Raw genomic sequence first — 15197 nt, forward strand, 5'->3', positions numbered from 1 at the left:
ACGCACTGGCTTCCTCGCCGGCGGCGAACTGCGGCGCACGCCCTTGTAACCCGATGTTTTCACAACGCAGAACCACAAAAGCATCTGCACTTGATATTCTGGTGATCCTGAGTAGATGGAAAACCCAGGGGATAGAAAACGCAAACTCAAGGATTCTTCCTTCAGGAGTGACATGACTCGATCTTCTCTCGCCCGCACGAGCCGGAACACCGGCCTTGGCCTGCTCGCCGCAGTTGTCATCGGGTTGAGCCCGCATGCCGCCGCAGACGACGCGCTCGACCTGAGTTTCTTCAAGAACAGCAAATGCTCCGCGACCCAGATCTATCACGCGATGGAGCGGGTGGCTCCTGCGGAAATCGCACAGATAAAATCTGGCCCGATCGGCAGCCGTCGACAAAAATGGCTGATGAACTGGCTGATCCGCACACGTGAAGCTGTGGACGCGGGGTCGATGATCCCCAACTTCGAATCCAGCAGCGGCGGCCAGTTCGGCGATGTGGACTGGCGCAAAATATTCGCGCCCCACCAGGATCAGATCGCTGCGGACTGCCCCAACGAGTAGCGGCGCACCGCGACCAGTTCCTGGGGAGGCACTGTTTTCCTGGGGGCACTGCGCGGATATGGCACTGCGCGGATGCGGCGCTGCGCGCACGAGCAACTCCGTCGATGAGACGCAAGCGCTCACGAGCAACAGGGACCGACCCGGCGTTGGGCCCGAGCAGCGGGGCCGCCCAGGAGCAGCTCGGAACAAACACAGGAGCAACAGGCAGGGCGCCGCATGGGCGCGCAGGGTCGTCTGGACCCAGAGAACCTAGGCGAGCCTACCCCGCAGAGCCTCTAACTCCTCTCGCAGACCTTGCGGAAGCCGCTCGCCGATGAAGGCGAACCACTGCTCGATACCGTCCAACTCGGCCTTCCACTCGTCTGGGCGGACCGCGATCGCCTGCTCGACGTCGGAGCGGGCCACGTCGAGCCCGTCGAGTTCGATTTCTTCGATCTTCGGCGCGATGCCGATCGGCGTGTGCACGCCCTGCGCCTTGCCCGACACGCGCTCGACGATCCACTTCAGAACACGGGTGTTCTCGCCGAAACCCGGCCACAAGAATCGGCCGTCATCCCCCCTGCGGAACCAGTTCACATAAAAGATCTTCGGCAGCTTCGAGGCGTCGGTTTTCTCACCGAGTTCGATCCAATGCTGGAGGTAGTCGCCAACGTGGTACCCGAGGAACGGCAGCATGGCCATCGGGTCGCGCCGAATCATGCCGACCTGGCCTTCCGCCGCGGCGGTCTGCTCCGAGGAGAGGGTGCTCGCGTAGAAAACCCCGTGGCGCCAGTCGTACGACTGGGCGACGAGCGGCACCGTGGTCTTGCGCCGCCCGCCGAAGAGGATTGCCGAAAGCGGCACGCCCTTCGGGTCCTGCCATTCGGGGGCCACCGTCGGGCATTGGCCGATCGGGGAGCAGTAGCGCGAGTTCGGGTGCGCGGCGCGCGTCCCCGAATCGGGGCGCCAGTCCTTGCCCTCCCAATCGATGAGGTGCGCCGGTTTGCTGCTCATCCCTTCCCACCACACGTCGCCGTCGTCGGTGAGCGCCACGTTGGTGAAAACCGAATTGCCACCGGCGAAAGTCGACATCGCGTTGGGGTTCGAGTTCTCGCCCGTGCCTGGGGCCACACCGAAGAAACCGGTCTCCGGGTTCGTCGCGTAGAGCCTGCCGTCCTCGCCGAAGCGCAGCCACGCGATGTCGTCGCCGATTGTCTCAGCCTTCCATCCGGGAATGGTGGGCTGCAACATCGCGAGGTTGGTCTTCCCGCAGGCGCTGGGGAACGCGGCCGCGATGTAATGCGACTCGCCCTGAGGCGAGGTCAGTTTGAGGATGAGCATGTGCTCGGCGAGCCAGCCTTCGTCCCTGCCGAGGACCGAGGCGATGCGCAGCGCGTAGCACTTCTTGCCGAGCAGGGCGTTGCCGCCGTAGCCGGAGCCGTAGCTCCAAATCTCCCTGCTCTCCGGGAAGTGGGTGATGTACTTGGTCTCGTTGCAGGGCCATGGAACGTCCTTCTGGCCCGGCTCCAGCGGCGCGCCGACGGAGTGCAGGCCCTTCACGTACGGGCCGTCCGAGCCCAACAGCTCCCACACCGAGGAGCCCATACGGCTCATGATCCGCATGGAGAGCACCACGTACTCCGAATCGGTGAGCTCGACGCCGAGCTTGGGCTCGGGCGCGTCGAGCGGTCCCATGCAGTACGGGAGCACGTACAGGGTGCGCCCACGCATGCTGCCCTTGTACAGGCCGGTCATGATGGCCCGCATTTCGTCCGGGTCCATCCAGTTGTTCGTGGGACCGGCGTCGGACTCGTTCTTCGAGCAGATGAAGGTCCGCGACTCCACGCGCGCGACGTCGGCCACGTCCGAGCGGGCGAGGAAGGAGTTGGCTTTGATGTCAGGGTTGAGCTGGGTGAAGGTTCCAGCGGCGACAAGCTTGGCGGCGAGGCGGTCCCATTCCTCGTCGGAACCGTCAACGAAGACGATCTCGTCCGGCTGGGCGAGCTCGGCGAACTCACGGACCCAGGAGAGCAGTTCCCGATGCTGGGTCGGCGCCTGAGCCAAGGCCTTTTCTCTCAAACCAGACTGCTCGGTCGGCGTGTTCTCGACAAGATTGTGGCTCACTAGTCGCCCTTCCTGGATTTTTTTGGAGCAGTTGTCTGGGTTCTTTAGAGCAGCTGTCCGCTGTCCATCATCTCCCAATGCCCATGCACGCCCTGGTGGTCGCCATTGGCCTGCGCGGCAGACTCCGCGTCCGCTGCGAAATGCCAGCGCTCGTAGTGTCCCTCGTGGTCCACCCGGTACGCGTAGTCAGCGACGCCATCGTGATCGGCATCGGTGTACACCGTGATGTCGTGGTCTGTCGCCACGGTGCATGTGTCCATTATCCCGTCCCCGTTGGCGGAGACCGTCGGGGGGCCGAGGTCCACCATGCCCGCGCCTTGCTCCGCCCACATGTGCCCTCCGCCGCCGTGCCCGTCCGCGATGCCTTCCGGGGCAGAGGACAAGCCTGCGAACGCTGAGAAGAATTCATCGGCCATCCTGAAACTTTATCCTCTCTCGACGAACAGGGCAACCGCAGCTTCGATCTCCCCTTCGCGATCCCGGCCACTAGTGCTGATCTGCGGCATTCGCGAGCGCCACCAACCCCTTGCGCACTGTGAAGATCTCCGAGCGCACTCGTTCGCGCCGCGTGCGCAGCTGGGTCAATTGCGTGGCGATGTCTTTGGCTTGTTGCTCCAGCTCGTCAACGCGCGACTCGCTTCGAATCCGCTGCCGCAAAAAGAGGTCGTCCAACACCTGTGTGAGTTCAGTCTCCGCGTGGAGCAGCCCGGCGGTGATCGTCTGCTCCAACTGGCCCCTGCGGTACGAAACAGCCTCAGAGACCCAGGCCACAGCCTTTTGCCGCCCTGATGAGAGCCTGCGCACCGAGACGATCGCGATCGCGATCGCCAAACCCACCGCGGCGGCCAGCGGCATGCTCAACGCCGAAATGCCGGGAGCGTGCTGGAACGGGACCACGGCGATCCGCCCGAGGCCGAAGCCTGCCGAAGCCCCCAGGATCACCATGATGAAGTCGTCCATGCCCCAAGCGCCGAACTTCGGCGGGTCGAGATGCTCCGGCGGATGCAGCGCGGGCTGCGAGAGCAACGCGATGGAACGAAGATCCGCGCGGCCGAGCACCGCTGAGCTGATCGCGGCGATCCGCTCCTGGGACAGTCCGACCATCCGTTGGTCGAGTTCGAGGATTTTCGGTTTCACGACTTCGACGAGGTTCTTCAACTGCCGCCCCGACGCCTTGGAGACAAAGTCGCGCGCCTGGGCCGATGTGGAACGGGCGAGCGAGTTCAGCTCGACGGCGAGGTCCACCCGCGCCAACTGCAGCTGGTTTCGCAGCATGTCGCGGCGCTCGGCGCGGCCCGCGTCGAGGTTGCGGTGCTCGTGGGTGCGCTCGCGCAGAACTTGGCGGTGCTTTTGCGACAGCGCCTCCTCTTCGGCGGGGTCTTGCGAGCGCATCCCCGCCTCGGAGAGCTGCGCGTCCACGTAGCGCAGCCAGTTCTGGCGCGTCAACAGCTCCGGGTCCAGTTTTTCGATCCGGCTCAGGTCCGCTGCGAGTTCGCGCACGCCTGACGCGGCGCTCCACTGCCGCACTTGCAAAGGGTCGTGCGCGTTCATCGCCAGGTGGTGCAGCCGGGCGGAAACAGGGTGCAGCACCGCGGAGGCGAATCTCGGGCCGAGGTCTTCGAGCGCGTCCGCGGCCTTGGCCCGCGTCCCCCGCCAGTCCTCGTACGCGTCGATTTTCGTGATCGCGAAGACGATGTGGTGGACCCGGCCCGCAACGGCGCGCACCACGGCCAAGTCGGTGGCGTCCACCGGGGCGGCGGCGTCAAGGACGACCAGCGCGGCTTTCGCGCCGATCAACGCGAACGCGGCGAGGTCCGCCTCGTTGACTTCGCGCACTGCGACATCGGGGGCTTCCTCCGCCAGCGCGGCGATGAGCTCCGTTTTGCCGCTGCCCGGCGCGCCGACGACCACGATCGGCTGCGTCGCGGGCACAGGGCTCTCCAACACGAGGTCGGGCTGCAGTCTGCGCAGCAGGGAGCGGGCGCGCGCGGGCCAGTCCTCCTGAGAGCCCTCGTGTTCCGCGCTCACGCTGGGCGGCCTGGCTTCGAGCGCTCCGCCCAAGAACGCAGAAAACCGACATGCAAATCCCAGGCGAGGCCCGCCGCCCTCGGGTCGGCGCACTGCGCGCCCAGCTGGCGGAACCGAATCGCCTCCTGCAACGCCGCCTGTGGGTCGTCGAGCGCGTCAGGCCCCAGCGCCAAATCGGCCTCGTCCAGCACGCCGCTGCCCCAAGCCGCGTCCATGCGCAGCCGCGCGACCGGCCCGCCCGCCAGAATCGCCTCGATCTCGTCCCTGAGCACGCCAAGGCTGGCCGCCTGTTCCATCTTGGCGAGGAACTCGCTGATCCGCCGGGCGCGGGCGCGAACGGCGAGGCCCTGCAGACAGGGCAGGAACGCGCTGAACCCGCTCAGTTCGCGCAGCGTGTCGGTCAAGACTTGCGGATCGCGGTACGCCTCGATGCGCAGCGCCCCGAACGCGCAGTACAGCCCGTAGATCCCGATCTCGCGCAGCAGTCGCTCGCGCTCCGCGACGCCAACGGGGGAGTTGCGGCCGGCCTCAAGGAACAGCTCAGCGGACGGCGGCGTCGTCTCGTCGCCGTCCGCGATGGTTTCAAGCCACTGATACGTCTGCTCGTCCACAACCGCGTTCGCGAGGAGGGCGACTGCGGGGAAAACCGGGTACCCCAGCTCCGCCGAGGACCGTTCGGCGGCTTCGCTGGCCTGGTCCCACAGCCCGGGGTCGCCCGGAGTGGAAATGGCGTCGCACTTGTTGAGCAGCCCGCACGCCATGGTCGTGTCCACAGCCTTGCTGGCGTCTTTGTCCACGCTCCGAGCGGCGGCGGTGAGCACATGCAAGACGATTTCGCCGGGGCTTTGGCCGTGCCCGAGGTCCGACTCGACGAAATCCAGCTCGCCCTCCAAGGGCGGGGCCAGCGCCTGGACGACCCTGGACCGCCCGACCCCTTCCCTGCCCTTCACCGCGACCCGGATCGGGTCGGAGATCACACGGCCGAGCTCGTCCACGGCGGCGACCGCCCGGGGCCCCGCCTGCTCGGCCGAGGCGTGCAACGAGGAGACCAGAGCGATGGCCTCCCCGTACGAAGACCACCGATAGGCGCCCCACGACCCTTGTCCCCCGGCAGCGCCCGGATGGCCTCCCCTGACGCGGAGTCCGTTCGTCATCGCCGCTCCTTGCTCCATTGCATATGCCGCGCCCACCCCAGCTTCGCTGTTTACGCCTGAACGGAACTCTAGCAAAGATCACAGCACGGGCAAAGGCTTTCTGCGCAGCGGCGGCAGGATCGACGCTGCCCGCTGGATCAGGCACACTGGAGAGCCTATGACTGCGCGCACCCCCCGCCGCCCCGTTGCCGTCACCGTCGGCCGCCGAGGCACGCTCTCCCCCGTTCTCCAAGACGCCTGGGACCGGTTGTGGCCCAGGTGGGGCATGCGGATCGTCGAGGGCGGCCCGGACAGCGCGGAGGAGCCTCGGGCGGGCGCGGAGCTCCCCGACCTCGTCGAGTGGTTCGGCCGCGCGGCTCCGCTGGTCCTCGACATCGGTTTCGGGAACGGGGCGGCGACCGCGGCCTTGGCCGAACAGCTGCCCGACCACAATGTGCTGGCCGTCGAACGCTACAAGCCCGGACTCGCCCAGCTGCTCCAACTCCTGGACGGGCGCGGCCTCGACAACGTCCGGCTGCTGCGGGCCGACGCCACGGCGGTGCTCGACCGGCTCCCCCCCGGCTCGCTCGCCATGGCGAGGATCCTTTTCCCCGACCCATGGCCCAAAACCAGGCACCACAAACGGCGGCTGGTCAACCTTTGGACCGTCGCGCAGATTGCCGAACGCCTCTGTGTCGGCGGTGTCCTGCACGTCGCGACCGACGACGCGAACTATGCTGAGGCGATAGCCGGCAGCCTTGCCGACGAGCCGCGCCTCGTGGCCCTGCCCGCTGAACGCTCCGTGCCGAGCCGTCCCACCACGGCTTTTGAGGCTCGGGCTCAGCGAGCTGGCCGAGTGGTGACCGAGTTCGCGGTCAGCCGGCGAACCACGGGCTCCGCACAAGAGCCCGGAAATGATTGAGGAGCACACAGACTTGTTCGGAGCCATCGGAGCCTTCGTCTACCGCGCACGGGTCCCGGTCATCACCGTGATGGTCGCCATCTTCGTCGCGTTGGGCGTCTACGGGATCGACATCGGCGACCACCTGAGCCAAGGCGGTTGGTACGACGACAACAGCGAGTCCGCCCGCGCCTCGCGTCTTTCCGACGAGAAATTCGGCCAAGACACCAAATCCGACGTCATCCTGTTCATCACCGCCACGGACCCCGGCAGCACCGTGGAGAGCCCGGCGATCGCCGACGCGGTTTTCAACCAGCTCGCCGCGATCAAACAAGACCACCCGGACAAGACGGTCGACATCTTCAGCCTCTGGGGGGTGTGGAACCACGCCGCGCCGCAGACCTGGCCGAAGGCGACGCCGGACGGGCACGCCCCCGCCGCCATCCCGCTGCTCAAACAGAGGTTGGAAAGCCCGGACGGCAAACACACCTTTGTGAGCATCGGCATCCAAGGCAAGGACGACACCGAACGGGTCAACAACTACCGCTCCGTTCGTGACGCGTTCACATTCTCCGTCCCCGGCGCGAAGGTCGAGACGACCGGTTTGCTCGCGGTCACCGACGCGATCAACGAGACCATGGGCAAAGACGTCCACCGCATGGAGCTCATCGCCGTCCCGCTCACGGCGCTGATTATGTTCTTCGTCTTCGGCGGCGTCGTCGCGGCGATCCTGCCGGCGATCGTGGGCGGGCTCGCCATCCTCGGCGGCAACGGGCTCATCAAACTGCTCACCGAGTTCACCGAAGTCAGCTCGTTCGCCCAGCCTGTGGTGAGCCTCGTCGGCCTCGGCATCGCGGTGGACTACGGGCTCTTCATGGTGAGCCGGTTCCGAGAAGAGCTCGCCGAGGGCTACCCCATCGACATCGCGGTGCGCAGAACCGTGCAGTCCGCGGGCCGCACGGTCGTCTACTCGGCCCTCCTGGTGGTTGTTTCCATCGCGGGAGTGCTGCTCTTCCCACAGGGCTTCCTGCGTTCGGTGGCCTACGCCTGCGGCGTCTCCATCGCGTTCGCGGCCTTCATCTCGCTGACGGTCCTCCCCGCGATGCTGTCCTTCCTTGGCCACCGGGTGGACGCGCTCAGCCTCGACACGATCCTGCGCTTCTTGCGCCTGAATGTCATCGCCGACCTGCCGCTGATGCGCTACTTCAAGCGCACTCGCAGCCGGGAGCAGGTCATGGACGGGTTCTGGGGCAAACTGTCCGCGTGGGTGATGCGGCACCCGGTCAAACTGATGGTCCCGGTGCTGGCGCTGCTCCTCCTGCTCATCCTCCCCGCGCTCAACATCAAGTTCGCCGGGATCAGCGAGAAGTACCTGCCGCCGGACAACCCGACCCGCTTGGGCCTGCAACATTTCGAGGAAACTTTCCCGAAAGAACGCACCGAGCAGCTGAAAATCATGGTGCTCGGCGGCGACCCGCAGCAGTTGAACCAGGTCGCGAGCAAAGCCAACGAGATCAAAGGGTTCACCGGGCAGTTCTCTTTCCCCGACGCCGCGAACCCCGACCCGAGCCGCCTGACCGACGGCGTCGCCGTCGCGACGAACTCCCTCATCAACAGGGACACCGCGGCCGAAGCCGTCAAGCAGCTGCGGGCGCTGAAGGCCCCCCCTGGCACGACGATCTGGATCTTCGGCACCCCTGCTCTTGAGCAGGACAGCATCGACGCCGTGTTCGCGGGCTTCCCGCTGATGGGATTCTTGCTCATCGTCATCACCACCGTCATGATGTTCTTGGCTTTCGGGTCCGTGGTGCTGCCGGTCAAGGCGGTGATCCTGTCCGTGCTCTCGCTCGGCAGCACGCTCGGCGTGCTCACCTGGATCTTCCAGGAAGGCCACGGCGCGGGCCTGTTGAACTTCACGCCATATCCCCTGATGGCCGTGGTGCTCGCCCTCTTGGTGGCGCTCGTCTACGGCCTGTCCTCGGACTACGAGGTCTTCTTGCTCGCGAGGACTGTCGAGGCCAGGGGCAGAGGTCTGTCCACCGAAGCCGCCACCTGCGAAGGAGCCGCGAGCGGCGGGCGGGTCATCACCGCGGCGGCCTTGGTGCTGCTCGTGGTGGCCTCCGCCTTCGGGTTCTCCGAACTCGTCATGATGAAGTACCTCGCCTTCGGCCTCATCGCGGCGCTGCTCATCGATGTCACCGCCATCCGCATGATCCTCGTCCCCGCGACGATGAAACTGCTCGGCGACGAGAACTGGTGGGCTCCGCGTTGGATGAAACGCTTCCAGGAGCGTCTCGGCCTCGGCGAGATCGCGATGCCGGACGAACGCCACCTCATCCCCGCCGGGGCGGGCGGGGCCGCGCCTGCGCCGGACATCGTGCGCACCCAGCGCCCACAAGGGTGGGCCGAGCCTGGCGCGCCGCAGCAACACCCCGTCCCCGGCCAGCTCGCCGGGTTCGCAGACTCGGCCCCCACCCAGCCGATCTACGTCATTGACGACGAAGGCCCCGTCGACCAGCAGGAGTACTGGTCCACGCACGATGTGCCGCCAGCTCCGCCCAAATCCCGGCGAGCAGCGCCGCCACCGTCGCCGGCCTGGGGCGAGCAGCCGCAAGAGCCGTTGCCCACCCCGTGGGCTCCCGCCCCGAACGAGGCTGCCCCGGCCGCGTGGGACGCGGCTCCGGGCGACTACACCGCCCAACGGGAGGCCAACCAGAAAGCCCGCGCCTACCAGCAAGCGGCTGAGGAGTCCCTGCGGGCCGCCGGGGCGGGCGAGCCACCGGCTCCCGCGCAACCGTCAGCGCCCGCGCGACCGCAGACACCGGCACAGCCCACCGAGCCGGAGAAGCCTCAAGCGGGCAGTGGCGAAGACCCGCGCTTCATGTCCGCGGGCCGCCACCGTCCAGGCACACCGGGCACGCTGAGCCCGTGGGACCTGCTCCGCAAGGCGCGGGGCGGCGAGTAGCCCGCTGCGCCCGCCGCACGGAGCCGAGGTCAATGCCCGGCGCGGACATAGCGGAAGTACGTGAGCACGGCGGACAAGAAGTAAACCGCGCCGAACACGGCGAAGGCCATCGTCGCGGAGTGCGCGGCCGAACCGTACGAGGCGCGCAAAACCAGGTTGATGCCCACACCGCCGAGAGCGCCGATGGCCCCGGCGATGCCCATGAGGGAACTCGACATCGACCGCGCCCAGTCGAGCTGCTCGGCGGGGGTCTTCCCGGCGAGTTCCGTCGACTTGCGCGCGAACACCACTGGGATGAGCTTGTAGACCGAGCCGTTGCCCACCCCGGACAAGACGAACAGAAGAATGAACCCGGCGAAGAAGAGCGCCCAGCTGCCCTGCGCTCCTAAAGTTCCTGGCGCCCCCGAAACGCCCGACGCTCCCGCAACGCTCTGCGCGATCACCAGACCGGACGCGGCCAGCATCGCCACGAACACGCCGACGGTGATTTTTCCGCCGCCGATCCGATCCGCGAAGAGGCCCCCCAACGGGCGGGAGAGCGACCCGAGCAGAGGACCGAGGAAGGTCAGCTCCGCCGCGTGCAGCGCGGCCTGCGCGGCGCTTTGCCCTTGGCCGGCGAACTTCAGGCTGAGCACCTGGCCGAAGGCGAAGCTGTAGCCGATGAACGACCCGAACGTCCCGATGTACAGCAGCGAAATCAGCCAGGCGTCGAGGTGGCGCATCGAGGCGAAGAGGTCGGCGAAGCCTTCCTGTTTGCGCGGCAAATTGTCCATCCACAGCGCGGCTCCGGTTGCGGCCAGGGCGATGAGGACCAAGTACACCGCGCACATCACCGGCGCGTGGCCGACGCCGAGGGTCGAGATGACCAAGAGGCCGATGAGTTGGATGACCGGCACGCCGATGTTCCCGCCGCCCGCGTTCAGACCCAACGCCCAGCCTTTGCGCCGTTTGGGGTAGAAGGCGTTGATATTGGCCATGGACGAGGCGAAGTTGCCGCCGCCGATCCCAGCGAAGGCGGCGACGAGCAAAAGCTCGCCGAAGCTCGGCTTGGCGAGCATCGCCCACAGGGCGAGGAGGGTCGGAATGACGAGGAGCAGCGCGGAGACCACCGTCCAATTCCGGCCGCCGAACCGAGCCGGGGCCAGGGTGTAGGGCACTCGCAACACGGCCCCGACCAAGGTGGGCATTGCGGTGAGGAGGAATTTCTGCGCGGGGTTGACATGGTATTCGGGGCCCATGAAAAGAACCATGACCGCCCAGATCGACCAGATCGAGAAACCGACGTGCTCGCAAATGACCGACCACAGGAGGTTGCGCGCGGCGATCTTCTTGCCCGCCGCCTCCCAGAGGACTTCGTCTTCCGGGTCCCAGTCGCGGAGGATGTCTGCGTGTTTCGCGGACGGCTCCGCGAGAGGTTCGAGCGTTGCGGTCATCGGGCGGTTCCTCTGCGTCGTTGATGTGGCTGCGCCCACGATGTCTGTCGTGCGCGACCGCCGGAACGCCTTCACGCTACGAACAGGATGTTGCGCTGTCAGTTTCGCCGGATCACCGAACTGTCAAAGGAATCTCACAAGCGGCTCACGCCTCGGATGCGCCGGGGCGCGCCTGGCTCTTGGGCGCAAGGCCGATCTCGTCCTCGATGTAGCCGCCCTGGCAGACGAACCAGCCGCCGCACATGCCGATCACGGTCGCGGCCGCGAGGAAGGCGAATGACGCGCCCCATGCCCCGGTCTGTTCGTAGAGGACGCCGAACAGGAACGGGCCGCTGATCGCGAGCATGTAGCCCACGCCCTGCGCGAAACCCGAGAGCGCTGCCGCGTGCTCGCTGGTGCGGGTCAGCATGCCGATGAGCGCGAGGTTCATCGCGAACGTGATCGGGCCGAGCCCGAGGAAGACCGTCCAGAGCGCCGGGGCGGCGCCCGGAGCCCAGAAAAGCCCGGCGAAGCCGACGAGGTGGCAGAGCCCGCCGGCGACAACGAAAACGAAGGGGGCGCGCACCCGCGGGAGCAACGGAACGACGATCAGAGGCCCGGCCACGCCGACCACGGAATACAGGGCGATCATGAGCCCGCCCTGCTCGGCGGGCAGCCCGACCGCGGCGAGGCGTTTCGGCAGCCACGTCAGCACGGCATAGCAGTCCAGGCTTGTCACGCCGAAGAGGACCGCCATGCCCCATGCGAGCTTGGACCGGGCGAGAGCCGCGAACGGCACGCGCGCGGTTTCGCCGCGCGCGGCCGGCTCGACCACGTCGTTTCTGCGAGCGGCAAGCACCGCCAACAGCGGGACCGCGAGGAATCCGGCGAGGGCCCAGAGGCCGAGGGAAAGCCGCCAGCCGTAGCTCTGCTGCAACTGGACCGCGATGACCGGCGGCGCCACGGCGCCGAACTGCACGGCAAAGGAGTACCAGGTGCTCACCGCGGCGATGCGTTTCGGGAAATATCGTTTCACCAGCGGCGGCGTGACGATGTTGCCGACGCCCATGCCCGCGAGGGCGAGGGCGTACCAGCACAACTCGTCCCACGCGCCAGCGGCGAAACCTCGGCCGACCAGGCCGAGGAACGTGAGCACCGCGCCGCCCAAGGCGACGCGCTCCAGATCAAACCTGTGCGCGAAGAGCGGCGTGATGAAGCCCGCGAGCCCGAACATCGCCACCGGGGCCAGGCCGAAAACACCCGTCATCGTGTTGGAGAAGCCAAGTTGGCGCTGCAGCTCGCCCAAGAGGGGCGTCAACGAGGTGACCGCCATGCGCAGGGTGAGCGCGGAGGAGACGACGGCGAGGAAGGCGATCGCCTGGCCGCGGCGCGGGCGGACAGGACCGGGGACGTGCTCTACTATGATGTCCGTCTCATACTCCTGCTGTCGCCGGACATCGTGCGTCACCATGAGTGACAATCATAGGATGATTCGCTGAAGAACTCGACCGGGTTTGATCCGGATCACCATCCCGGCCGCCGAAACAGACGAGGAGAAACCCGTGCGCACAGTGGCGCGATCTGGATTGATCGACCAGATCATCACATCGCTCAGTGACGAAATTCATAGCGGCCGCTGGAAGGTCGGCGACAAGATCCCCAACGAGACCGAGCTGACCGAATTGACGGGAGCCTCCCGCAACACTGTCCGCGAAGCCGTGCAGGCATTGGTCCACGCGGGGATGTTGGAGCGCCGCCAAGGCTCCGGCACCTTCGTCATCAGCAGCTCCGACTTCGGCTCCGCTTTAGACCGCTGCTTCTCGCGCGCCGAGCTCTTCGACATCATCGAACTCCGCCTCGCCCTGGAGACGACCGCCGCTCGCCTCGCCGCGCGCAGGCGCACGCCGGAGGACGTCGCCCAACTCTGCGCCCTTTTGGACGAGCATCGCGCGGCCATTGCATCCGGCGACCACGAAGCCGAGACACAGGCGATCGTCGCGCTGCGCCGAGGAATCGTCGCAGCGGGGCACAACAAGGTGTACATCCAAGTCTACGATTCACTGCTGCCGACCCTCATCGCGCAGACCATCCAGTGGCTCAAAAAGGCCACCCCCGAATTCCTCGCCGTCGTGCAGTCTTTCCACTCTCGCTACCAAGCCCTCGTCGGCGCCATCGCCGAGGGGGACGACGAGACTTCGTTCCAGATCATGAGCGATATCCTCACCACCCTGTTGGAGCACGAACAGGCGCAGCTGTCCGCCGCGCGCTAAAACGGCGCTAGAGTGAGCCATCCCCTCCATCGAGCACCCGAGGAGCACCCTTTGTCACGACCCGTGCGCATCAGCGTTCAGATCCCCGCCAGCTACAATCCCGATTACCGAGTCCAACGGGAGCGAGTGAAACGAGTCGAGGACACCGGTGCGGACGCCATCTTCGGTTACGACCACTTCCATGTCCCGCAGTACACCGGCTACGACCCCAAATCGGGGCCGATCCTCGCCGCGACGCAGGAAGACGTGCCGAATTTCGAGCCGATGACCACGCTCGCCGCCTGGGCGGAGCAGACCAGCCGCGCTGAAATCGGCCTCCTTGTGACCGGAATCGGGTACCGGAACCCCGACTTGCTCGCCGACATCGCCCGGACCATCGACCACATCAGCGGCGGCAGGCACATCCTCGGGCTCGGCTCAGGCTGGTACAAGAAGGACTACGACACCTACGGGTACGAGTTCGGCACCGCCGGGTCCCGGCTCGCGGATCTCGAAGCGGGCCTCGCGCGGATCACTGCGCGCTTCGCCCAGCTCAACCCCCGGCCGACACGAAAAATACCGATCCTGATCGGCGGCGGCGGCGAGAAGAAGACGCTTCGCCTCGTCGCGCAGCACGCCGACATCTGGCACTCGTTCGGAGACATCCCCACGCTCACGCGCAAAAGGGCGATCCTGGCGGAGCACGCCGAGGCTGTGGGACGCGACGTGCGGGAGATCGAAATCTCACAGGAGTGGCCCGGCGCGCAAACCGCAGAAGCATATGTCGAGGCCGGGGCCACCTTCTTCAATGTGCGCGCGCACAACGCCTTCGACCGCTACGCCTTCGACCCGGACGACGATTACAGCTGGCTCCGTGAGATCGTCGCCTGGCGGGACAGGATGAACGGCTGAAGGCAGTTCACAGGAAGCCGCGCACCACGTCCACAGCCCGCCCCAGCCGCCCCGCAGTGGGCTCGGTGGCCTTCGGGTGCAGCAGGTGCACCGCCAAACGGAACAACAGCGCGCGGAGCATCAGCTGCGGGAAATCGGCCAGATGCGCCCACCGGCCCGGCAAAGCGGGGTCCGCGTCGCCCCACACCAGCGCGTCGACCACCACAAGCGCGGTTCCCCAGTTGGCGGGGCGCCAGTACGGCACGAGGTCCGTCAAGCCGGGGTCGGCGGAACCATGGAAAACGACTGTCTCAAGGAAATCGCCATGCACCACTTGGCACGGCAGATGCAACGGCTCGCGCAACGGGGTCAGCGCCCGGAACATGCCCAAAACCTGCTCTTGGTGCTCGGCCAGGACGGTCTCCCCCGGCCAGTTCGCGACACCGGAAAGATAACGGGAAGGGTCCGGCTCCCAGGCCGCGCGGTCCGCGACCAAATACACGTCCGGCTCGGCGAGCAGCGCGGGCAACGGGCCGATGAGGAACCGGGGGCGGGCCAGCCCGGACATCGCTTGCTGCAAACGGATCGACCCGGCCACGAGTTCGTCGAACCGGGGCTGCGCGCTGCCCTCGACGTAGGTGTCCGCGCGCCAGCCGGAGATGATGTAGCGCCCGTCGCTGGAGCGCACCGGGCGCGCCACGCGGAACCCCGCTGGCGCGAGCGTCTCACGGACCCTGGCCGACCATCCCGCGCGCGCGGGATCGCCCGCCGTGGAGAGCACCACGCCGCCATAGCGGAAAGCTCCCGCGCCCAGCTGCGCCGGGGCGCCGGACTCAAGGCCGAAGGCCGAAACCACATGGGCGGGCGGCGGGACTGTGTCGAGCTCGACGGCGGTGCTCATGGGGCCACCCAGCTCATGCGACTGTTCATCACTTGCCACCTTCCGAAACACA

The 15197-nt window shown here is 66.9% G+C and carries 12 protein-coding genes; 5 read left to right on the plus strand and 7 right to left on the minus strand.

Annotation, left to right across the window (positions count from 1 at the left end; genetic code table 11):
• The first annotated feature begins 172 nt into the window (after positions 1-172).
• A complete protein-coding gene (locus SROT_RS14190; RefSeq protein ID WP_013139708.1) occupies positions 173-562 on the plus strand; it encodes a hypothetical protein in 390 nt (129 codons plus the stop codon).
• 249 nt (positions 563-811) lie between these two features.
• Here the strand turns inward: SROT_RS14190 and SROT_RS14195 are convergent, their stop codons facing one another.
• The 4 genes from SROT_RS14195 to SROT_RS14210 form a co-directional block, all read right to left on the minus strand.
• On the minus strand, positions 812-2620 hold the full coding sequence (locus SROT_RS14195; protein ID WP_041408104.1) for a phosphoenolpyruvate carboxykinase (GTP): 1809 nt from the start codon (positions 2618-2620) through the stop codon (positions 812-814).
• 89 nt (positions 2621-2709) lie between these two features.
• Positions 2710-3081 carry a DUF6802 family protein gene (locus SROT_RS14200; RefSeq protein WP_013139710.1) on the minus strand — a complete coding sequence of 124 codons (372 nt, stop codon included), beginning with the start codon at positions 3079-3081 and terminating at the stop codon, positions 2710-2712.
• Positions 3082-3151: 70 nt separating this feature from the next.
• Entirely contained in the window at positions 3152-4693 is a 1542-nt protein-coding gene (locus tag SROT_RS14205; protein WP_013139711.1) for a hypothetical protein, read from the minus strand.
• A complete protein-coding gene (locus tag SROT_RS14210; RefSeq protein ID WP_013139712.1) occupies positions 4690-5847 on the minus strand; it encodes a hypothetical protein in 1158 nt (385 codons plus the stop codon). Before SROT_RS14210 ends, SROT_RS14205 begins: the two co-directional genes overlap by 4 nt.
• Positions 5848-6004: 157 nt before the next feature.
• Between SROT_RS14210 and trmB the strand changes: the two genes are divergently transcribed.
• Together trmB and SROT_RS14220 are read left to right on the plus strand one after the other, a co-directional pair.
• Positions 6005-6748, plus strand: a complete 744-nt coding sequence (gene trmB / locus SROT_RS14215; RefSeq protein WP_013139713.1) for a tRNA (guanosine(46)-N7)-methyltransferase TrmB — start codon at positions 6005-6007, stop codon at positions 6746-6748.
• A complete protein-coding gene (locus tag SROT_RS14220) occupies positions 6741-9692 on the plus strand; it encodes an MMPL family transporter (RefSeq protein ID WP_013139714.1) in 2952 nt (983 codons plus the stop codon). Before trmB ends, SROT_RS14220 begins: the two co-directional genes overlap by 8 nt.
• A 29-nt stretch (positions 9693-9721) precedes the next feature.
• Here SROT_RS14220 and SROT_RS14225 read toward each other — a convergent pair whose 3' ends face one another.
• Both SROT_RS14225 and SROT_RS14230 read right to left on the minus strand, forming a co-directional pair.
• The gene (locus SROT_RS14225) at positions 9722-11125 is read right to left on the minus strand and encodes a nitrate/nitrite transporter (protein ID WP_013139715.1); all 1404 of its coding nucleotides are present in this window, start codon (positions 11123-11125) and stop codon (positions 9722-9724) included.
• A gap of 145 nt (positions 11126-11270) precedes the next feature.
• Positions 11271-12575 (minus strand): MFS transporter, encoded by a 1305-nt coding sequence (locus SROT_RS14230; protein WP_013139716.1) that lies wholly within the window; start codon positions 12573-12575, stop codon positions 11271-11273.
• A gap of 91 nt (positions 12576-12666) precedes the next feature.
• Here SROT_RS14230 and SROT_RS14235 point away from each other — a divergent pair, with 91 nt between their 5' ends.
• Both SROT_RS14235 and SROT_RS14240 read left to right on the plus strand, forming a co-directional pair.
• The gene (locus tag SROT_RS14235; protein WP_013139717.1) at positions 12667-13374 is read left to right on the plus strand and encodes a FadR/GntR family transcriptional regulator; all 708 of its coding nucleotides are present in this window, start codon (positions 12667-12669) and stop codon (positions 13372-13374) included.
• 51 nt (positions 13375-13425) lie between these two features.
• Positions 13426-14265: an LLM class F420-dependent oxidoreductase gene (locus SROT_RS14240; protein ID WP_013139718.1), complete on the plus strand. Its 840-nt coding sequence runs from the start codon at positions 13426-13428 to the stop codon at positions 14263-14265.
• Positions 14266-14272: 7 nt separating this feature from the next.
• Here the strand turns inward: SROT_RS14240 and SROT_RS14245 are convergent, their stop codons facing one another.
• A complete protein-coding gene (locus tag SROT_RS14245; protein ID WP_013139719.1) occupies positions 14273-15145 on the minus strand; it encodes a TIGR02569 family protein in 873 nt (290 codons plus the stop codon).
• Positions 15146-15197 lie beyond the last annotated feature (52 nt).

This window comes from Segniliparus rotundus DSM 44985, from assembly GCF_000092825.1.
Lineage (GTDB): Bacteria > Actinomycetota > Actinomycetes > Mycobacteriales > Mycobacteriaceae > Segniliparus > Segniliparus rotundus.